The sequence below is a fragment of the Acidovorax sp. BLS4 genome (assembly GCF_032929295.1).
Classification (GTDB): domain Bacteria; phylum Pseudomonadota; class Gammaproteobacteria; order Burkholderiales; family Burkholderiaceae_C; genus Paracidovorax.
The window spans coordinates 1,715,080-1,731,563 of record NZ_CP136797.1 but is presented as its reverse complement, the minus strand read 5'-3'; the positions used below and the strand labels follow the sequence as shown (position 1 = coordinate 1,731,563).

General features: G+C 69.4%; 15 protein-coding genes. 7 read left to right on the top strand and 8 right to left on the bottom strand.

Features of this window, described 5'->3' with window-relative positions; all coding sequences use genetic code 11:
* Window positions 1-113: 113 nt before the first annotated feature.
* Both R1Z03_RS08065 and R1Z03_RS08060 read right to left on the bottom strand, forming a co-directional pair.
* Window positions 114-977, bottom strand: a complete 864-nt coding sequence (locus R1Z03_RS08065) for a tripartite tricarboxylate transporter substrate binding protein (RefSeq protein ID WP_317358519.1) — start codon at window positions 975-977, stop codon at window positions 114-116.
* Between the two features lie 88 nt (window positions 978-1,065).
* Window positions 1,066-1,941 carry an amidohydrolase family protein gene (locus R1Z03_RS08060; RefSeq protein WP_317358516.1) on the bottom strand — a complete coding sequence of 292 codons (876 nt, stop codon included), beginning with the start codon at window positions 1,939-1,941 and terminating at the stop codon, window positions 1,066-1,068.
* 86 nt (window positions 1,942-2,027) lie between these two features.
* On the opposite strand from R1Z03_RS08060, the gene R1Z03_RS08055 reads away from it, so the two are divergent.
* Complete coding sequence (locus R1Z03_RS08055) at window positions 2,028-2,993, top strand: LysR family transcriptional regulator (RefSeq protein ID WP_317358514.1); 966 nt, start codon at window positions 2,028-2,030, stop codon at window positions 2,991-2,993.
* Between the two features lie 103 nt (window positions 2,994-3,096).
* On the opposite strand, the gene phaR is transcribed toward R1Z03_RS08055, so the two are convergent.
* Window positions 3,097-3,636, bottom strand: a complete 540-nt coding sequence (phaR, locus tag R1Z03_RS08050) for a polyhydroxyalkanoate synthesis repressor PhaR (protein ID WP_272568591.1) — start codon at window positions 3,634-3,636, stop codon at window positions 3,097-3,099.
* A gap of 195 nt (window positions 3,637-3,831) precedes the next feature.
* On the opposite strand from phaR, the gene R1Z03_RS08045 reads away from it, so the two are divergent.
* Complete coding sequence (locus R1Z03_RS08045; protein WP_317358510.1) at window positions 3,832-4,257, top strand: surface-adhesin E family protein; 426 nt, start codon at window positions 3,832-3,834, stop codon at window positions 4,255-4,257.
* A 20-nt stretch (window positions 4,258-4,277) separates the two neighbouring features.
* Here R1Z03_RS08045 and R1Z03_RS08040 read toward each other — a convergent pair whose 3' ends face one another.
* Both R1Z03_RS08040 and R1Z03_RS08035 read right to left on the bottom strand, forming a co-directional pair.
* On the bottom strand, window positions 4,278-5,198 hold the full coding sequence (locus R1Z03_RS08040; RefSeq protein WP_317360294.1) for an alpha/beta hydrolase: 921 nt from the start codon (window positions 5,196-5,198) through the stop codon (window positions 4,278-4,280).
* 183 nt (window positions 5,199-5,381) lie between these two features.
* Complete coding sequence (locus R1Z03_RS08035) at window positions 5,382-6,251, bottom strand: fumarylacetoacetate hydrolase (protein WP_317358507.1); 870 nt, start codon at window positions 6,249-6,251, stop codon at window positions 5,382-5,384.
* A 77-nt stretch (window positions 6,252-6,328) separates the two neighbouring features.
* Between R1Z03_RS08035 and R1Z03_RS08030 the strand changes: the two genes are divergently transcribed.
* The gene (locus R1Z03_RS08030) at window positions 6,329-7,465 is read left to right on the top strand and encodes an iron-containing alcohol dehydrogenase (protein WP_317358504.1); all 1,137 of its coding nucleotides are present in this window, start codon (window positions 6,329-6,331) and stop codon (window positions 7,463-7,465) included.
* A 25-nt stretch (window positions 7,466-7,490) separates the two neighbouring features.
* Here the strand turns inward: R1Z03_RS08030 and R1Z03_RS08025 are convergent, their stop codons facing one another.
* Genes R1Z03_RS08025 through R1Z03_RS08015 form a run of 3 tightly spaced genes read right to left on the bottom strand, consistent with a single transcriptional unit; the run spans window position 7,491 to window position 11,938 of the window.
* The gene (locus R1Z03_RS08025; protein ID WP_317358502.1) at window positions 7,491-8,675 is read right to left on the bottom strand and encodes a phospholipase; all 1,185 of its coding nucleotides are present in this window, start codon (window positions 8,673-8,675) and stop codon (window positions 7,491-7,493) included.
* 28 nt (window positions 8,676-8,703) lie between these two features.
* Window positions 8,704-9,528, bottom strand: coding sequence for an HDOD domain-containing protein (locus R1Z03_RS08020; RefSeq protein ID WP_272568586.1), 825 nt, complete (start codon window positions 9,526-9,528; stop codon window positions 8,704-8,706).
* A gap of 43 nt (window positions 9,529-9,571) precedes the next feature.
* On the bottom strand, window positions 9,572-11,938 hold the full coding sequence (locus tag R1Z03_RS08015) for a Tex family protein (RefSeq protein WP_317358498.1): 2,367 nt from the start codon (window positions 11,936-11,938) through the stop codon (window positions 9,572-9,574).
* 458 nt (window positions 11,939-12,396) lie between these two features.
* On the opposite strand from R1Z03_RS08015, the gene R1Z03_RS08010 reads away from it, so the two are divergent.
* The 4 genes from R1Z03_RS08010 (at window position 12,397) to R1Z03_RS07995 (ending at window position 16,468) form a co-directional block, all read left to right on the top strand.
* Entirely contained in the window at window positions 12,397-13,608 is a 1,212-nt protein-coding gene (locus tag R1Z03_RS08010; protein ID WP_317358495.1) for an ABC transporter substrate-binding protein, read from the top strand.
* A gap of 183 nt (window positions 13,609-13,791) precedes the next feature.
* Window positions 13,792-14,712, top strand: coding sequence for a branched-chain amino acid ABC transporter permease (locus R1Z03_RS08005; RefSeq protein WP_284398629.1), 921 nt, complete (start codon window positions 13,792-13,794; stop codon window positions 14,710-14,712).
* 5 nt (window positions 14,713-14,717) lie between these two features.
* Window positions 14,718-15,713: a branched-chain amino acid ABC transporter permease gene (locus tag R1Z03_RS08000; RefSeq protein WP_317358491.1), complete on the top strand. Its 996-nt coding sequence runs from the start codon at window positions 14,718-14,720 to the stop codon at window positions 15,711-15,713.
* Window positions 15,710-16,468 (top strand): ABC transporter ATP-binding protein, encoded by a 759-nt coding sequence (locus R1Z03_RS07995; RefSeq protein WP_317358489.1) that lies wholly within the window; start codon window positions 15,710-15,712, stop codon window positions 16,466-16,468. Before R1Z03_RS08000 ends, R1Z03_RS07995 begins: the two co-directional genes overlap by 4 nt.
* Window positions 16,469-16,484: the final 16 nt, after the last annotated feature.

Below are 16,484 nucleotides of genomic sequence, written 5' to 3'. Positions count from 1 at the left end.
TGGCCTCGACAGGCCGGGTACGAACGGGCCTCACGCCAAAGCCCACGTTACGGCTCAGTCGGCTTTGAGCCGTCCCTGCTTGACCATTCGCGTGGCCAAAGCGACTTCGCCACTCACCAGCCGTTGCAGCGCAGCCCCCCCTCCCCCACCGGCTCGCTGCCCAGATCCCGGATCACGTTGGTGAACTCCGGCTGGGCCACCGATTTGGTCATCCATTCATGCAGGCTGGCGACGCTGGCGGAAGGCGTCGCCTTGGGCGCGAAGACCCCGACGAAGGTGGTCGCATCGAACACCGGCAAGCCCAGCTGGGCCTGCGTCGGCACGCTCGCGAGCAGCCCGCCCGCCTGCGGTCCCAGCACCATCACCGCGCGGAGCGCGCCACCCTTGATGTGCGGGGTGGAGCTGGTGATCTGATCGATCACCGCGTCGATCTGACCGCCCATCAGGTCCACCAGCGCCGGCCCCGATCCTTTGTAGGGCACCGCATTGACCTGGGCCTGGGCGGAATCCTCGAACTGGAGCAACGCCAGGTGGTTGGGAGAGCCCGGCCCCGCATGGCCGACCGTCACGCCCTGGCTCGTGGACTTCACCGCCTTGATGAAATCGGCCGCGGTCTTGAACCGTGGGTCGTTGGCACGCACGACCACGACGACCGGTGTGCGGCTGAGCACCGCCACCGGCACCAGGCTGTCGGCCTTGTAAGGCGTTTTGATGATCTCCGGAAGGGTGCCCAGTTGCCCCGGCGTTGCCACCAGCAAGGTGTGCCCGTCGGCCTCGGCGCGCGCCACCGTGCTCGTGCCGACGGCACCCCCGCCGCCCGCGCGGTTGTCCACGATCACGGACTGCCCGACCCACTTGGTCAACGGCACGCCCAGCGAGCGCGCGACGATGTCCACATTCCCGCCGGGCGCGAAGGGCACCACCAGCGTGATCGGTTTCCAGGGAAAGCGGTTCTGGGCCCCGGACGGGACAGCCATGGAACATGCCGCGAGCGATGCGGCGCCTTGCAAGAAGCCTCTGCGGCTGGATGGTGGATTGAACATGCCATGTCTCCTTTTAGAAAAATCAGTCTTCCCAATAAAGCCGGGTCGGGTTGTCGACCAGCGCCTTGCGCCTGATTTCCTCGGGAAACCAGTGGGTGATGAGGCCTGCCAGTTCCGCGCTGGCGATGGACGTGGCGTCGATGCCGGGGTGGGGCCAGTCCGATCCCCAGACGATGCGGTGGGGATTGGCCTGTACCAGGCTGTGCGCCAGTGGCAGCACGGCAGGGTCCACGCCGGACGCCGCCGCAGAGATCCGGTAGGCGCCCGAGAACTTGACCCAGGCGCACCCTTCCCGCATCAGGCTCCGCAGGCTCCGGATGCCCCGGCTGTCGATGTCGCTGCAGTCCGAGGGGTGGCCGAAGTGGTCCACCACCACGGTCATGCCGCTCTCGGCGAGGCCCTGGACGAGGCGGATGTCTTCATTGATGTCGACGAGCAACTGGATGTGCCAGCCCAGCCCTTTCACCCGATCGGCAATCGACTGCACGCTGGCGATGGAAACACCGCCGCTGAACAGCGCATTGCATCTCGCGCCCCGAACGCCCAGCCGGTGAAGTTCCTCCATCTCGGTGTCCGGCGTGTCTTCGAAGATCACCGCCACGCCGCGCATGCTGCCCGCGGCGGCGTCGCCCAATGTCCGCTTCAAGAGCGAGTGGTCGCGCCCGTACACGCTGGGCTGCACCAGAACGCACCGGTCCATTCCCAAAGGGCGGTAGGCAGACCAGTACTGCTCGATCGTGGCGGATGGCGGGGTGTAGGCACGCTCGGCGATGAATGGAAATTCGCCGGAGGATCCGAAGACGTGCAGGTGCGTGTCGCACGCCCCTTGCGGAAAGACTCTTTCTGTTGCACCGGGCAGCGCCTGATGGGCTGCGCCGTGGCGGTTTGTGATGGGCATGGATTCCAGACGGTCGGGTTGAACTGCTGACCGGATTGTTTTTGCCGCAGAGGTAGTTAGTCAAATTCATTACCATCATCATCAAGATGAACCAGATTCAACCCACTACCCATCAGGACCGCGCGGTCGTCAACCTGCGCAAAATCGATCTCAACCTGCTGGTGATGTTCGAGGCGCTGGTGGAGGAGCGCAGCGTGGCCAAGGCAGCGGCCCGGCTCAATCTGACCTCTTCCGCCGTCAGCCACGCACTGCGGCGCCTGCGCGAGCAGTTCAATGACCCGTTGATGCTGCGCACGGCAGAGGGCATGGTTCCCACCCCGGAGGCCGTTCGCCTGGCGACGCGTTTCCGCAAGGCTTTCAGCGAAATCGAGAACGCCATCGGCGTGGCCGGCGCGTTCGATCCCGCAACGGCGCGCAGAACGTTTCTTCTGCGCGTGTCCGACTACGTGGGGGTCCTCTTGCTCCCACGCCTGTGCACCGAGCTGCGTTCCGTGGCGCCCGGCATCAGCCTGTCGGTGCAGTCATTCGAGATGCGCCAGCCGTCGGACCGCGTCGAGTACGAAGGGGTGGAAATCAGGCTCTCGGTGTCGCGGGGGCACTCCGTTCTCTCGGCCTCGCGGCGCATCCTGGATGACCGCTGGATGGTGCTCATGAGAAAGGACCACCCTGCCGCCTCCACCCCGCTCACGCTGGAAAAGTACCTCGAACTGGGGCATCTCAAGGTGTCGGGGGTGGGCAGCAACATCCTGGACGAACTGCTGGCCGAACGCGGCCTGGCACGCCGGGTCATGGTGCAGGTGCCTACGTGGCAGGGCATGGTGCCGGTGATCGAATCCACCGACCTGATCGCGGCCATGCCGGCGCACTGGATGGACAGCGTGCTTTCCGGATCGAACTGCGTTGCCTTCCCCATGCCGCTGCCGGAACTGGCGCTGTCGATCGACGCCGTCTGGCATCCCCGCAACGACCACGATCCGGGGCACAAGTGGTTCAGGGAACTGATCCACCGGATCTTCCAGGACGCCCACCGCAAATCCCACGTGCAGGACTGACGGCGCGCCGCGGCGCTCGGCAAAGCCCGTGCTTGGGTGAAGCGGCCGCACTGGCCCGGTGACTCCCGCTCCCAGGCCCTCGCCCGGGCTCTGGGGCCTGCCTTCAGCGCTTGATGCCGAAGGCGCCGAGCATCTGCTCGGTCTGCTTTTGCATCTGCTCCTGCATCTGCGTGAAGATGGCCTGCGACTGGTCCACGTAGCTGCCCATGATGCCCTTGAACATGGGCGACTGCAGGTTCATGAACTGCGACCACATTTCGGGCGTGATGCCCTTGGACTGCTCGGCCATCTTGGCCTGGATGTCGGTGAACACCTGCACGTTCTTTTCCAGGTAGGCGCCCATGAAGCCCTGCATGGCGTGGCCGTAGAAACGGATGATGTTGGCCAGCACGGCCTCGGTGAACATGGGCGCGCCGCCGGCTTCCTCTTCCAGAATGATCTGCAGCAGGATGCTGCGCGTGAGGTCTTCGCTGGTCTTGGCATCGCGCACCACGACCTGCTCGCCCGCCATCACGAGTTGCTTGACCTCGGCCAGGGTGATGTAGGTGGAGGTGGAGGTGTCGTACAGCCGGCGGTTGGGGTACTTCTTGATGATCCTCTGCTGTGCGGTCGAGGGGGTTGGGGGGGACGTGGTTTCTGGCACAGCGGGCTCCTGGGGTGCGGGGCACCCATGATTTTGATCGTTTGCAGTGCAACCGATTTTAGGGAGCGCAGCAGCGCGCCCTTTCGCAGGATTACCCTGATGCGGCTTTGCCGCCTTGATCCACGTCAATCCGAGGCGGCGCAGATCGCATAAGATTCGCCGCTGCACCGTTTGCACCCCATCCTTGGAGGCCCCGTGTTCCCCCTTCGCCCTGCTCTGTTAGCGGCCCTGCTCCTGACAGCACAGGCACACGCGCAAACCGACGAACAATGGCTCACGATCCAGGGCTTTCCGGAAGACAAGACGGGTGACCTGGTGCAGATCAACCCCACGCAGATTCCCTGGCAGAACCAGTTCACCATGGAAGTGCGCGTATCGCGCAGCACCCAGCGCTCCAGCTACCGCAAGCACCCCTACCGCTCGTTCAAGGGCGTGGCCGTGATCGACTGCGGCACGCAAAAGGGGTGGTACCTGGCCCTGAACTACTACGCCGAGCCCGTGTGGCAAGGCCCCGTGACCGCGCGCGAGGAATTCAAGGAAGACGAGGCGCCGGTGTCCTTCGCCGGCATCCCCGGCGAGCCGGCGCGCAAGCTGATCACCGCCTCCTGCAAGAAGCGCTGAGCCGGCACGGCCAACCCCGCTCAGGCCAGCCCGAACGCCGTGCGCAGCGCCCGCGCCGCATCCGCATGCGCCTGGCGGGCTTCCGGGATCGCGCGGCCCATCTTGATGAACTCGTGCGTCACGCCTCGGTAGATCTCCAGATCGACCGCCACGCCGGCGGCGCGCAGCTTGTCGGCATACGCCACGCCTTCGTCCACCAGCGGATCGCATTCGGCCAGCCCGATCCAGGCCGGCGCCACGCCGTCGACGTCGGGCGCGTTCAGCGGGGCGAAGCGCCAGTCGTCGCGGTCCGCGGGCCCGCGCACGTAGTGGCCGAAGAACCAGGTGATCGCGGGCTCCTCCAGCACCAGGCCGTGGGCGAATGCAGCATGCGAGGGCGTGTCCTGGTGGGCAGTGCAGCCGGGGTAGAACAGCAACTGCAGCGCAAGCGGCAGGCCGGCATCGCGAGCCAGGATGGCATTGACGGCCGACAGCGTGCTGCCCGCGCTGTCGCCCCCGACGGCGATGCGCGCCGGGTCGGCGCCCAGTGCATGGGCCTGCGCCGCGAGCCAGGCCAGCGCATCCCACGCATCGTTGGAGGCCGTGGGAAACCGGTGCTCCGGCGCCAGCCGGTAGTCCAGCGACACCACCATGCAGCCCGCCAGGCGCGAAAGTTCCCGGCACAGCACGTCGTGCGTGGCCACGCTGCCGATGGTGAAGCCGCCACCGTGCAGGTACAGCAGCACCGGCAGCGGCGCGCCGCGCGTGGGGGCATACAGGCGGGCCGGCAAGGCATGGCCGTCACGGGCGGGGATGTGCAGGTCTTCCACGCGCTCGAGGGCGGCCTTGGGCACTTCGAGCACGCCGGCACCGGCCTCGTAGGCGGCGCGGGCCTCGGCGGGGGGCAGCGTGTGCAGGGGCGGCCGGCCGGCGCGCTCCATGCGGTCGATGACGCTGCGCATCTGCGGGGTGAGCCGGGCGGTAGATGGGGCGGAAGGTGTCACGGTCGCGGGCCACCCCGTGGGATGGCGGAAAAAGGGCCAAAAGGACAAGGGCCCGATCATCCCGCAACTCGGCCGTGGGCAGGCGGGGCCGGGTTATTCGCCCCCGGCCGGCGTTCCCGGCCCTCGCTCAACGGCAGCGCGTCACCGGAACGTCACGCGCACTGGCGCCGCGCCCGGCAGCCCGTCGAACGTGGCGGTGACCTCCAGCCCCGGCCGCGGCGGCAGCAGCGCGGAGAACGACCCCAGGCTCACGAGATCGCCCGGCTGCAGGGTGATGTCCTCCTTGGCCAGCGCCTCGGCCAGCCAGACGACAGCGTTGAGCGGGTGGCCCAGGATGTCGCTGCCCCTGCCGCCGCCCAGCCGCGCGCCCTGGCCATCGGTGAGCGTCACCGCCATGTTCTGGAGCGCGTCCACCATCGCATAGCGCTCCGCGCGCAGGCGCGGCACGGCAAGGGGGGCGCCAGCCACGCCCAGCCGCGCCCCCACGTTGATGGCTGCCACGCCGGCCCCGTTGAGCTGGGGCGGCGCCTGCACCAGCAGGTCGGGCAGCTCGATGAAAGGGATGACCTGGTCGATGTGCTCCAGCACCTCCATCGGCGTGCGCGCATGGTTGATGGCGGCGCTCTTGACGCGCACCAGCATGTCGGCCTCGAACAGCGGGCGGGCGCCGAACGCCGCATCCACCACGGCGCCGTCGCGCAGCACCATGCCTTCGTACAGCTTGCCCCACACCGGCTTGTCGGTGCCGAAGCGTTTTTGCACTGCGGGGTTGGTCAGCCCCGCCTTGTAGCCCACCACCCGGCCCAGGCGGTGCGCCAGCAAGGCATTGAACTTGGCGCGCGTGCAGGCGGCATCGGCATCGCTCAGGGGCGGCAGGTTGGCGGCGGGCGTCCTGCCCGAGTAATGGGCGGCCAGTTCGGCCACCTGGACGTCGCTCAGGCATTCGGCCTGGGCGGTTGTCGCAAAGGCGACCGCCAGCACGGCGGCGATGAGGGTTTGCTGCATGGCCATGGAAGGCTCCCGGTTGTAGATTGGCTGGCCGGCATGCTAACCACAACCGCGCCCTGGGCGCATCCTCGCAATCCACCATGGCCTTCATCTACTACGTCACCCAGATCCAGTTCGAATTCGGCGCCATCCAGCTCCTGAAACAGGAGTGCAACCGCGTGGGCATCACGCGCCCGCTCGTGGTGACCGACCCCGGCGTGAAAGCCGCCGGCGTGCTGCAGCACGCGCTGGATGCACTGGCCGGCGTGCCCGTGGCTGTGTTCGACCAGACGCCCTCCAACCCCACCGAAGCGGCCGTGCGCGCCGCCGTGCAGGTGTACCGCGACCACGGTTGCGACGGCCTCATCGCGGTGGGCGGCGGCTCGGCCATCGACTGCGCCAAGGGCATCGCCATCGCGGCCACGCACGAAGGGCCGCTCACGCACTACGCCACCATCGAGGGCGGCTCGCCGCGCATCACCGAGCGCGCCGTGCCGCTGATTGCCGTGCCCACCACCGCCGGCACCGGCAGCGAGGTGGCGCGCGGCGCGATCATCATCGTGGACGACCACCGCAAGCTGGGCTTCCACTCGTGGCACCTGGTGCCCAAGACGGCCATCTGCGACCCGGGCCTGACCCTGGGCCTGCCGCCCGCGCTGACGGCCGCCACCGGCATGGACGCGATCGCGCACTGCATGGAGACCTTCATGTCCTCGGCCTTCAACCCGCCGGCCGACGGCATCGCGCTGGAAGGCCTCACGCGCGGCTGGGCGCACATCGAACGCGCCACGCGCGACGGCAGCGACCGCGAGGCCCGCCTGAACATGATGAGCGCGAGCATGCAGGGCGCGATGGCGTTCCAGAAAGGGCTGGGCTGCGTGCATTCGCTGAGCCACAGCCTGGGCGGCGTGAACCCGCGGCTGCACCACGGCACGCTGAACGCGGTGTTCCTGCCCGCCGTGGTGCGCTTCAACGCGCAGGACCCCGCCGTGCAGAAAGACCGGCGCCTGGAGCGCATGGCCCACGCCATGGGGTTGGCGTCCGCGGGCGACATCCCCGAGGCCATCCGCGACATGAGCGCGCGGCTGGGGCTGCCCACGGGCCTGGCCACGATGGGCGTGACCGAGGCGCTGTTCGGCGACGTGATCGAAGGCGCCATGGCCGACCACTGCCACAAGACCAACCCGCGCGAGGCGAGCGTGGACGACTACCGGGCGATGCTCGCCGAATCGATGTGAGCGTTGCGGCCGCGGCGGCCCGCCCTCAAAGCGGCAGGACCGCCGCCGGGTCGGGCCGGCGCAGCCATTCGGCGAACTCGTCGGCCAGCTGGCGGCTGGCCGACGTGGCCGCGCTCCAGGCGCGCACACGGGCGGTCAGGTCGCTGCCGTAGTGCAGAAAATCGTTGCGATCGGGCAGCTTGGCGTTCGGCAGCGTGCGCACCCAGTCGGGGTGCGGCGACAGCACCACCATGCGGTCCAGCGCGGGCGTGGCGCGGTGGCGCCAGCGCAGGCCCTTGTCCAGCCAGCCGGGCACCACGCTCTGCTGGAAGTGCGGGTACAGCACCAGGGCGCCAGGGGGGTCTGAACGTTTTTGGCCTCCAGCACAATCAACACTAGGGCATATCGCTATATTTTTTATAGCATCCATCGGCTCGATGTCCGCCAGCGGCCGGTAGCGCAGATGCAGGTGGTAGTCGGTCAGGCCCCCGTCCCAGTAGGCACCGGCCGGCGCGCCCGGAATGTCGTGCACCGCCTGCAGCACGAAGGGGATGGAGCAGCTGGCCTGCAGCGCCGGCAGGAAGTTGGCCCCGGTCAGCGCCACCTGCCGCGTGGGGTAGTCAGTGGTGGCGAACGGCAGCGGCGCCATGGCGGCCCCGGGGGCATCGCCGGCCGGGCCGGAGAACACCACCCGCTCCAGCCACCACCCCAGCGCGCGGCGGTGCACCGCGTTGGCGGCGAACGCTCCCAGGTAGCCGAGCGGCGTGGCCAGCCGGCGTTCGCGCGAAAGCAGGTGCCGCCCCCGCGAAGTCACGATGTGCAGCCGCCAGCGCGGGTGCGCGAGCAACGGCCCCACCTGCGCGCCGTAGAAGCCGCGCAGCCCCTGCCCGAACTGCGTGCTCACCTGCGCAGCCGTGGGGCGCTGGCGGCCGGGCGGCGGCGCGTAGTGCTGGTGGATGTAGGCGTGCTCCAGCCGCTCCAGCGCGGCCTCGGGCGAGTCCAGGCAGGCCGTGGCCATGCGCCACGCGCCGATCGAGGCGCCCACCAGATGCACCGGCTGGGTGGAGCCCTGCAGCCAGTGCCCGAACACGAAGCGGTCCAGCGGCCCGAGGACCAGCCCCTTGGGTCCGCCGGCCGCGGCCGGAATGACGCCGATGTCGGCGGGCTGCAGGCCGTGCCGGGCGATGTGCGCCCGCGCCAGCGGCCCTGCGTGGATGCGCAGCGCCTTCATCGGCCGGGGCACCGGCGCGCCGCGGCGCTCACACGTAGTCGCCCGGGTCGGGGCGCACGGTCCAGTCGATCGGGTCCTGCTGCAGCACCATGTCGATATCGAGCCCCAGCGCCAGCCCGACTTCGCCGGGAAAGGACACCGCCAGCTCCTTCTCGCCCAGCGCCGCCTCGCGGGCCCGCACGCGCCAGGCGGCCAGGTGCAGCACGCCGGCCAGCGGCTCGTACACGCTGTTCTCGAACGGCGCGCTCTGGTACTGCAAGGCATCCACCACCACCTGCGGCAACTGCCAGCGGCGCGCCATGCCGGCGCTCACCTGCGAATAGCAGTAGCCCAGCAGCCGCTGCTCCAGCTTGGAGCGGCGCGGATCGAAGGGGCCGACCAGCCGGTTGATGGCCTGCACGCGGTCCGGATTGCCCAGGTGCAGCAGCAACTCGCCCACGCCGTGGAGCAGGCCCGCGGTGTATGCCGCGATCTGGTTGTGGTGCACGCTGCCGGCCAGCGACCGCGCCAGCTTGGCGGTGTGCAGGCTGTAGCGCCAGAACTGCTGCAGGTTGACGCCCGGCACCGACCGCGAGGTCGTGCCCAGCGGCGCGGACGCCACCAGCGTGCGCAGCTGCTGCACGCCCAGCAGCGACAGCGCCTCGGGAATGCCGCTGATCTGCTGCTGGGCCTGGAACGTGGGGGAGTTGGCCTCTTCCAGCAGCCGCGCGGCCATGGCCGGGTCGGTGCCGAAGAGCTGGGTGACGCGGCGCAGGTTGGGCTCGGGCGCCGCCAGCTCGTTCATCAGCAGCGCCACCGCGCGCGGCACGCTCGGCAGCGCGACGGGAATCCCCAGCAGGGCGATGAGCTCCATGGAACGGCCGGAAGTAAGGTTCCGGCGATTATCCACGCAACTTTTACCGCTTATTACCTTGCAGCTTGGCGAAGGCCGAGGCCATGGCCGACGGGGGGGCGGGCTCGTTGCTGCGGCGCGGTGCCGCATGCTGGCCCCGCCCCGCCCCTTCGAACCGGTTGTCGCGGGGCGCACCCCGGTCGCCGCCGCTGCGCGGGGGCGCTGCATCGAGCTTCATGGACAGGCCGATGCGCTTGCGCTCCACGTCCACCTCCATGACCTTCACCTTCACGATGTCGCCGGTCTTGACCACCTCGCGCGCATCGTTGACGAACTTGTGGCTCAGCTGGCTCACGTGCACCAGGCCGTCCTGGTGCACGCCCAGGTCGATGAACGCGCCGAACTGCGCCACGTTGCTCACCGTGCCCTCCAGGACCATGCCTTCCTTCAGGTCCTTGATGTCTTCCACGCCGTCGTTGAAGCGCGCCACCTTGAAGTCCGGGCGCGGGTCGCGGCCGGGCTTCTCCAGCTCGCCCAGGATGTCCTTGACCGTGATGACGCCGAACTTCTCGTTGGCGAACAGCTCGGGCTTGAGCGTCTTGAGCATGTCGGCCCGGCCCATGATCTCGGCCACGGGCTTGCCGGTCTTTTGCATGATCTGCTCGACCACGGGGTACGTCTCGGGGTGCACGCCCGTCATGTCCAGCGGGTTCTCGCCGCCGCGGATGCGCAGGAAGCCCGCGCTCTGCTCGAAGGTCTTGGCGCCCAGGCCCGACACCTCCATGAGCTGGCGGCGGCTCTTGAACGCGCCGTTGGCCTCGCGCCAGCGCACCACGGCCTTGGCCACGCTGCCCGACAGGCCCGACACGCGGCTGAGCAGGGGCACGCTGGCCGTGTTCAGGTCCACGCCCACCGAGTTCACGCAGTCCTCCACCACCGTGCCCAGCGTGCGGGCCAGCTCGCTCTGGTTCACGTCGTGCTGGTACTGGCCCACGCCGATGCTCTTGGGGTCGATCTTGACCAGCTCGGCCAGCGGGTCCTGCAGGCGCCGCGCGATGGAGGCGGCGCCGCGCAGGCTCACGTCCACGTCGGGCATTTCCTGCGAGGCGTATTCGCTGGCGGAATAGACGGAGGCGCCGGCCTCGCTCACCACCACCTTCTCGATGGCGCGCTCGGCCTTGGCGGCCAGTTTGATGAGGTCGGCGGCCAGCTTGTCGGTTTCGCGGCTGGCGGTGCCGTTGCCGATGGCGATCAGGTTCACGCCGTGCTTTTCGGCCAGCTTGGCCAGCGTGTGCAGCGAGCCTTCCCAGTCGCGGCGCGGCTCGTGCGGGAACACGGTGGCGGTCTCCACCAGCTTGCCGGTCGCATCCACCACCGCCACCTTCACGCCGGTGCGGATGCCTGGGTCCAGCCCCATCACCACGCGCGGGCCGGCGGGCGCGGCCAGCAGCAGGTCGCGCAGGTTGTCGGCGAAGACCTTGATGGCGACCTTCTCGGCCTCGTCGCGCAGGCGGGCGAACAGGTCGCGCTCGGTGGAGAGGGAGAGCTTCACGCGCCAGGCCCAGCCCACGCATTTGCGCAGCAGGTCGTCGGCCGCGCGGCCGGCATGGCTCCAGCCCAGGTGCAGGGCGATCTTGCCCTCGGCGATGCTGGGCTTTCCGGGCTCTGGCTCGACGGGCAGGACCAGCTTGGCCTCCAGGATTTCGAGCGCCCGGCCGCGGAACACGGCCAGCGCGCGGTGCGAGGGCACGCGGCCGATGGGCTCGTCGTACTCGAAGTAGTCGCGGAACTTGGAGACCTCGGGATCGGCCTCGTTCTTGCCCTCGACCTTCTTGCTGCGCAGCAGGCCCTCGGCCCACAGCCATTCGCGCAGCGACTGCACCAGCACCGCGTCTTCGGCCCAGCGCTCGGAGAGGATGTCGCGCACGCCGTCGAGCACGGCCGGCACGGTGGAAAAGTCGGCACCCGGCTTGCCATCGTCCAGCACCTCGGGGGGGCGGGTGAACGCGGCGGCCTCGGCGGCCGGGTCCAGCGTGGGGTCGGCGAAGAGCTTGTCGGCCAGCGGCTCGATGCCGAACTCGCGGGCGATCTGGCCCTTGGTGCGGCGCTTTTGCTTGAAGGGCAGGTAAAGGTCTTCCAGTTCCTGCTTGGTCGGTGCACCCGCGATGGCGGCGCGCAGCGCGTCGGTCAGCTTGCCCTGCTCGTCGATGGCCTTGAGCACCGCGGCGCGGCGGTCTTCCAGCTCGCGCAGGTACGACAGGCGGGCCTCCAGCTCGCGCAGCTGGATGTCGTCCAGCCCACCGGTCACTTCCTTGCGGTAGCGCGCGATGAAGGGCACCGTGGCGCCCCCATCGAGCAACTCGACGGCGGAGGCCACCTGCTGCTCGGTGACCCGGATTTCTGCGGCAATCTGCCGGATGATCTTCTGCATGCTGAAAACGCGCCCGAGGGCTCGGCTTTGGAAAAGCGGGCGAGTGTGCCACAGGCCTTCCCGGCCCTTGTTTCAGTCCGCACCGCCCCCTGCCCCGTGCCTTGCGTGGCGGCCCGGCCGGCACCGGGCGACATTCCATCCCAGGGAAGACCTGTAGGCGCGGCAGCCCTGCGCGCTTGTACGATCCCCAGGCACTCCCATCGCCCGCCCAGGACCGGGCGGCGATGGCGACCACCGCTGCATGGAATGCCCCTTGCATCAGGACAGCCCGGGCATCCGCTTTCCGTGCCTGCAAGGCGCCTTCGCACCCAGCGATGCGCACGTTCCCGGTGCATGGCACGGCAACGCGGGCCGAAGTGGGGCTGCAGGGCCCCGCGACGGCCAGGCGATGCACGGCACGGCCTGCAGCGGGCCCGGCTGGTTTTCCCCTTGGTTGATCGACGATTGAAGGACTGACGATGGCACGAATTTCCCGCACTTCCCTTCGCACCCGGCTCGGCGCCACCGCCCTGGCGGTCCTGGGCGCCTGCGCCGGCCTGCCGGCAGCGGCCCAGCAGGCGGCCACCCCCATCAAGGTGGGCATCGCGCTGGACATCTCCGGCCCGTTCGCCGCCTTGGGGGCCGAGGCGCGGGACGGCTTCGCGCTGGGCATCAAGCAGCTGGGCGGCAAGCTGGGCGGCCAGCCCGTGCAGTTCGTGCAGACCGACATGGCCGGCAGCCCCGACCAGGCCAAGCAGCTGGTGGACCGCTTCGTGCAACGCGAGAAGATCGACCTGTTCACCGGCCCCATCGCCTCCAACGTGGCGCTGGCCGTGGCGCCCACACTGTTCGCCGCCAAGGTGCCCTACCTGTCGAACAACGCGGGCCCCAGCCAGCTGGCGGGCGCGCAGTGCAACCCCTACTTCTTCGGCACCGCCTACCAGAACGACCAGTACCACGAGGCCGCCGGCCAGTTCGCGGCCGACCGGGGCTTCAAGCGCATGGTGCTGATCGCGCCCAACTACCCCGCCGGCAAGGACGGGATCAACGGCTTCAAGCGCAAGTTCAAGGGCACGGTGGTGGACGAGATGTACACCAAGCTCGGCCAGATCGACTACGCGACCGAGCTGGCGCAACTGCGCGCCGCCAAGCCCGAGGCCGTGTACTTCTTCCTGCCCGGCGCCATGGGCATCAACTTCATCAAGCAGTTCGTGGGCGCGGGCCTGTCCAAGGACATCACGCTGGTGACCAGCGGCTTCTCGGCCGACGAAGACGTCATCAGCGCCGTGGGCGAACCCATGCTGGGGCTGTTCAACACCTCGCACTGGGCGCACGACCTGGACAACCCGGCCAACAAGGCCTTCGTGGCCGCGTTCCGCAAGGAGTACGGCGGGCGCTACCCGTCCATCTACGCCGCGCAGGCCTTCGACGTGATCACCGCCATGGACTCGGCCGTCAAGGCCGTGGGCGGCAAGGTGGCCGACCGCGATGCATTGATCAAGGCGCTGGCCAAGGCGCAGTTTCCTTCGTTGCGCGGCAACTTCCGCTACGCCAACAACCACTACCCGGTGCAGAACTTCTACCTGCGCACCATCGGCAAGGACGCCGAAGGCCGCGTGACCAACAAGACCATCAAGACGGTGCTGGAAAACTATGGGGATGCGTTCTCGGCCCAGTGCGGTATGAAATAAGCCCCCCCTGAGTCGCTTCGCGCCTTCCCCCCGGAGGGGGGACGCCGCCAGCGCGGCGGGGCGGCCCTTGCGCGGCGGCTGCTGGCCTGGGGCCGCGCCCGTTTTGAAAGGCAGCGCGCGTCGCGTGCGGACATGGAACCCTGAAATGACATCGAACCCCTCCTCATCCACTGGGGCTGCGCCATGAATCCGATCCTCGTCTTCGAACAACTGCTCAATGGCGCGGGCTACGGGCTCATGCTTTTCCTGATCGCGGCGGGGCTCACCCTGGTCTTCGGGATCATGGACGTGATGAACCTCTCGCACGGCTCGCTGTTCATGGTGGGCGCCTACGTGGCGGCCACGGTGCATGTGCAGAGTGGCTCGTTCGCCGTGGCGGTGCTGGTGGCCGTGGCCGTGACGGTGGCGGTGGCGGCGCTGCTGGAGGTGACGCTGATGCGCCGCCTCTACGGGCGCGACCACCTGGCCCAGGTGCTGGCCACCTTCGGCGTGATCCTCGTGGCGGACGATGCCGTGAAGATGGTGTGGGGCCCCTCCCCCGTCATGGCGCCCACGCCGGCCTGGCTCTCGGGGCCGGTGGAACTGTTCGCCGGCCTGCCCTACCCGTCGTACCGCCTGGTGGTGCTGGGCGCGGGCGTGCTGGTGGCGGGTCTGCTGTACCTGCTGGTCAACCACAGCCGCGTGGGCATGCTGGTGCGCGCGGGCGCGTCGGACCGCTGGATGGCCGAGCTGATGGGCGTGCGCGTGCGGCGCGTGTTCTGCGGCATCTTCGTGCTCGGTGCCGCCCTGGCGGCCCTCGCGGGCGCGCTCATGGGGCCGCTGATGGCGGTGCAGGTGGGCATGGGCGAATCCATCCTGATCCCCGCGCTGGTGGTGATCGTCATCGGCGGCATCGGCTCGGTGCGCGGCGCCTTCGTGGCGGCCCTGCTGGTGGGCCTGGTGGACACCATCGGCCGCGCCTTCCTGCCGCTGCTGCTGCGCGCCACCCTGCCGCCCGCCGTGGCCGCCGACTTAGGGCCGTTGTGCGCCGAGGTGGCCATGTACGCCCTGATGGCGGCGGTTCTGAGCTTTCGCCCCGCGGGGCTGTTTTCTGCCAAGGCCTGAGCGACATGTCTGCTGCATCCCTGACTTCCTCTTCCCCGCCGCAGCGCCCTGCCGCCGCGCGCTGGCGCGGCGCGCTGCTGCCGCTGGCCCTGCTGGCGGCGCTGGCGGTGTTTCCGCTGGTGGCATCGGCCCTGGGGCTGGATTTTTACATCGGCTTCGTGCGCCGGGTGCTGGTCGTGGCCCTGGCCGCCGCCAGCCTGAACTTCATCATGGGCTTCGGCGGCATGGTGGCGCTGGGGCATGCGGGCTTCATGGGCGTGGGCGCCTACACGGTGGTGGTGCTCAGCGACGCGGGCGCCACCTCGGCCTGGGTGGTGTGGGGCGCCGCCATGGTGCTGGCCGCGCTGGCCGCAGCACTGGTGGGCGCCATCTCGCTGCGCACCCAGGGCGTGTACTTCATCATGATCACGCTGGCCTTCGCGCAGATGCTGTACTTCGTGTTCGTCTCGCTGCGCAGCTACGGCGGGGACGACGGCTACACCCTGCCCATGCGGCCCGTGCTCGGCCTGGGCCTGGACGCCACGCACGAGCCCACCCTGTACTGGGTGGTGCTGGCGCTGGTGGCGCTGGTGCTGTGGTGGCTGGACCGGGCCACGGCCTCGCGCTTCGGCGCGGCGCTGGCGGGCATCCGCGACAACGCGACGCGCATGCGCGCGCTGGGCTATCCGGTGTACCTGCTGCAGCTGGCCGCCTTCACCCTGGCCGGCGCGGTGGCGGGCCTGGCGGGCGCGCTGCTGGCCACCGGCAACAGCTTCGTGAGCCCGGCGATGATGCACTGGACGCAGTCGGCCACGCTCATCGTGATGGTCGTCATCGGCGGCCTGGGCCGGCGCTGGGGCGGGCCGCTGGGCGCGGCCGTGTGGCTGGCGCTGGAAGAGGCGCTCAAGCTCCACACCGACCACTGGCACATGCCGCTGGGCCTGCTGCTGATCGCCACCGCGCTGTACGCGCCCAGGGGCCTGGCCGCGCTGGCGGACCTGCGCGCAAGGAGCGCGCGATGAGCCTGTTCCAAGTGCAGGGCCTGGTCAAGCGCTTCGGCGGCCTGCTGGCCACCGACCACGTGGACCTGAGCGTGGCGCACGGCGAGGTCCACGCCCTCATCGGCCCCAACGGCGCGGGCAAGACCACCCTGGTCCACCAGATCTCGGGCCTGCTGGCGCCCGACGCAGGCCGCGTGCTGCTCGACGGTGACGACATCACCGCCCTGCCCATGCACCGCCGCGTGGCCAAAGGCCTGTCGCGCTGCTTTCAGGTGACGCGCATCTTCCCGGCCCAGACCGTGCGCGACAACCTGCTGCTGGCTGTGCAGGCGCACAGCGGATCGAGCTTTCGCTTCCTGCAGCCGCGCTCGCAGGCGCACGGGCTGTACGAGGCCGCCGACCGGCTGGCCGAGCGCGTGGGCCTGCAGGGCTGCATGGACGGCATCGCCGGCGCCCTGCCCCATGGCGCCCAGCGCACGCTGGACGTGGCCCTCGCCCTGGCCTGCGCGCCCAAGCTGCTGCTGCTCGACGAACCCATGGCCGGCATGGGGCCGGAGGAATCGCAGCAGATGGTGCAGCTGATCGACAGCCTGCGCCGGGACATGGCCGTGCTGCTGATCGAGCACGACATGGAGGCCGTCTTCCGCCTGGCCGACCGCATCTCGGTGCTGGTGTACGGCCGGGTGCTCACGGCCGGCACGCCCCATGAGATCCGCAGCAACGCCGAAGTGCAGGCCGTGTACCTGGGCACCGAAACCCTGGAGGCCGCACCATGAGCACGCCCACGCCTTC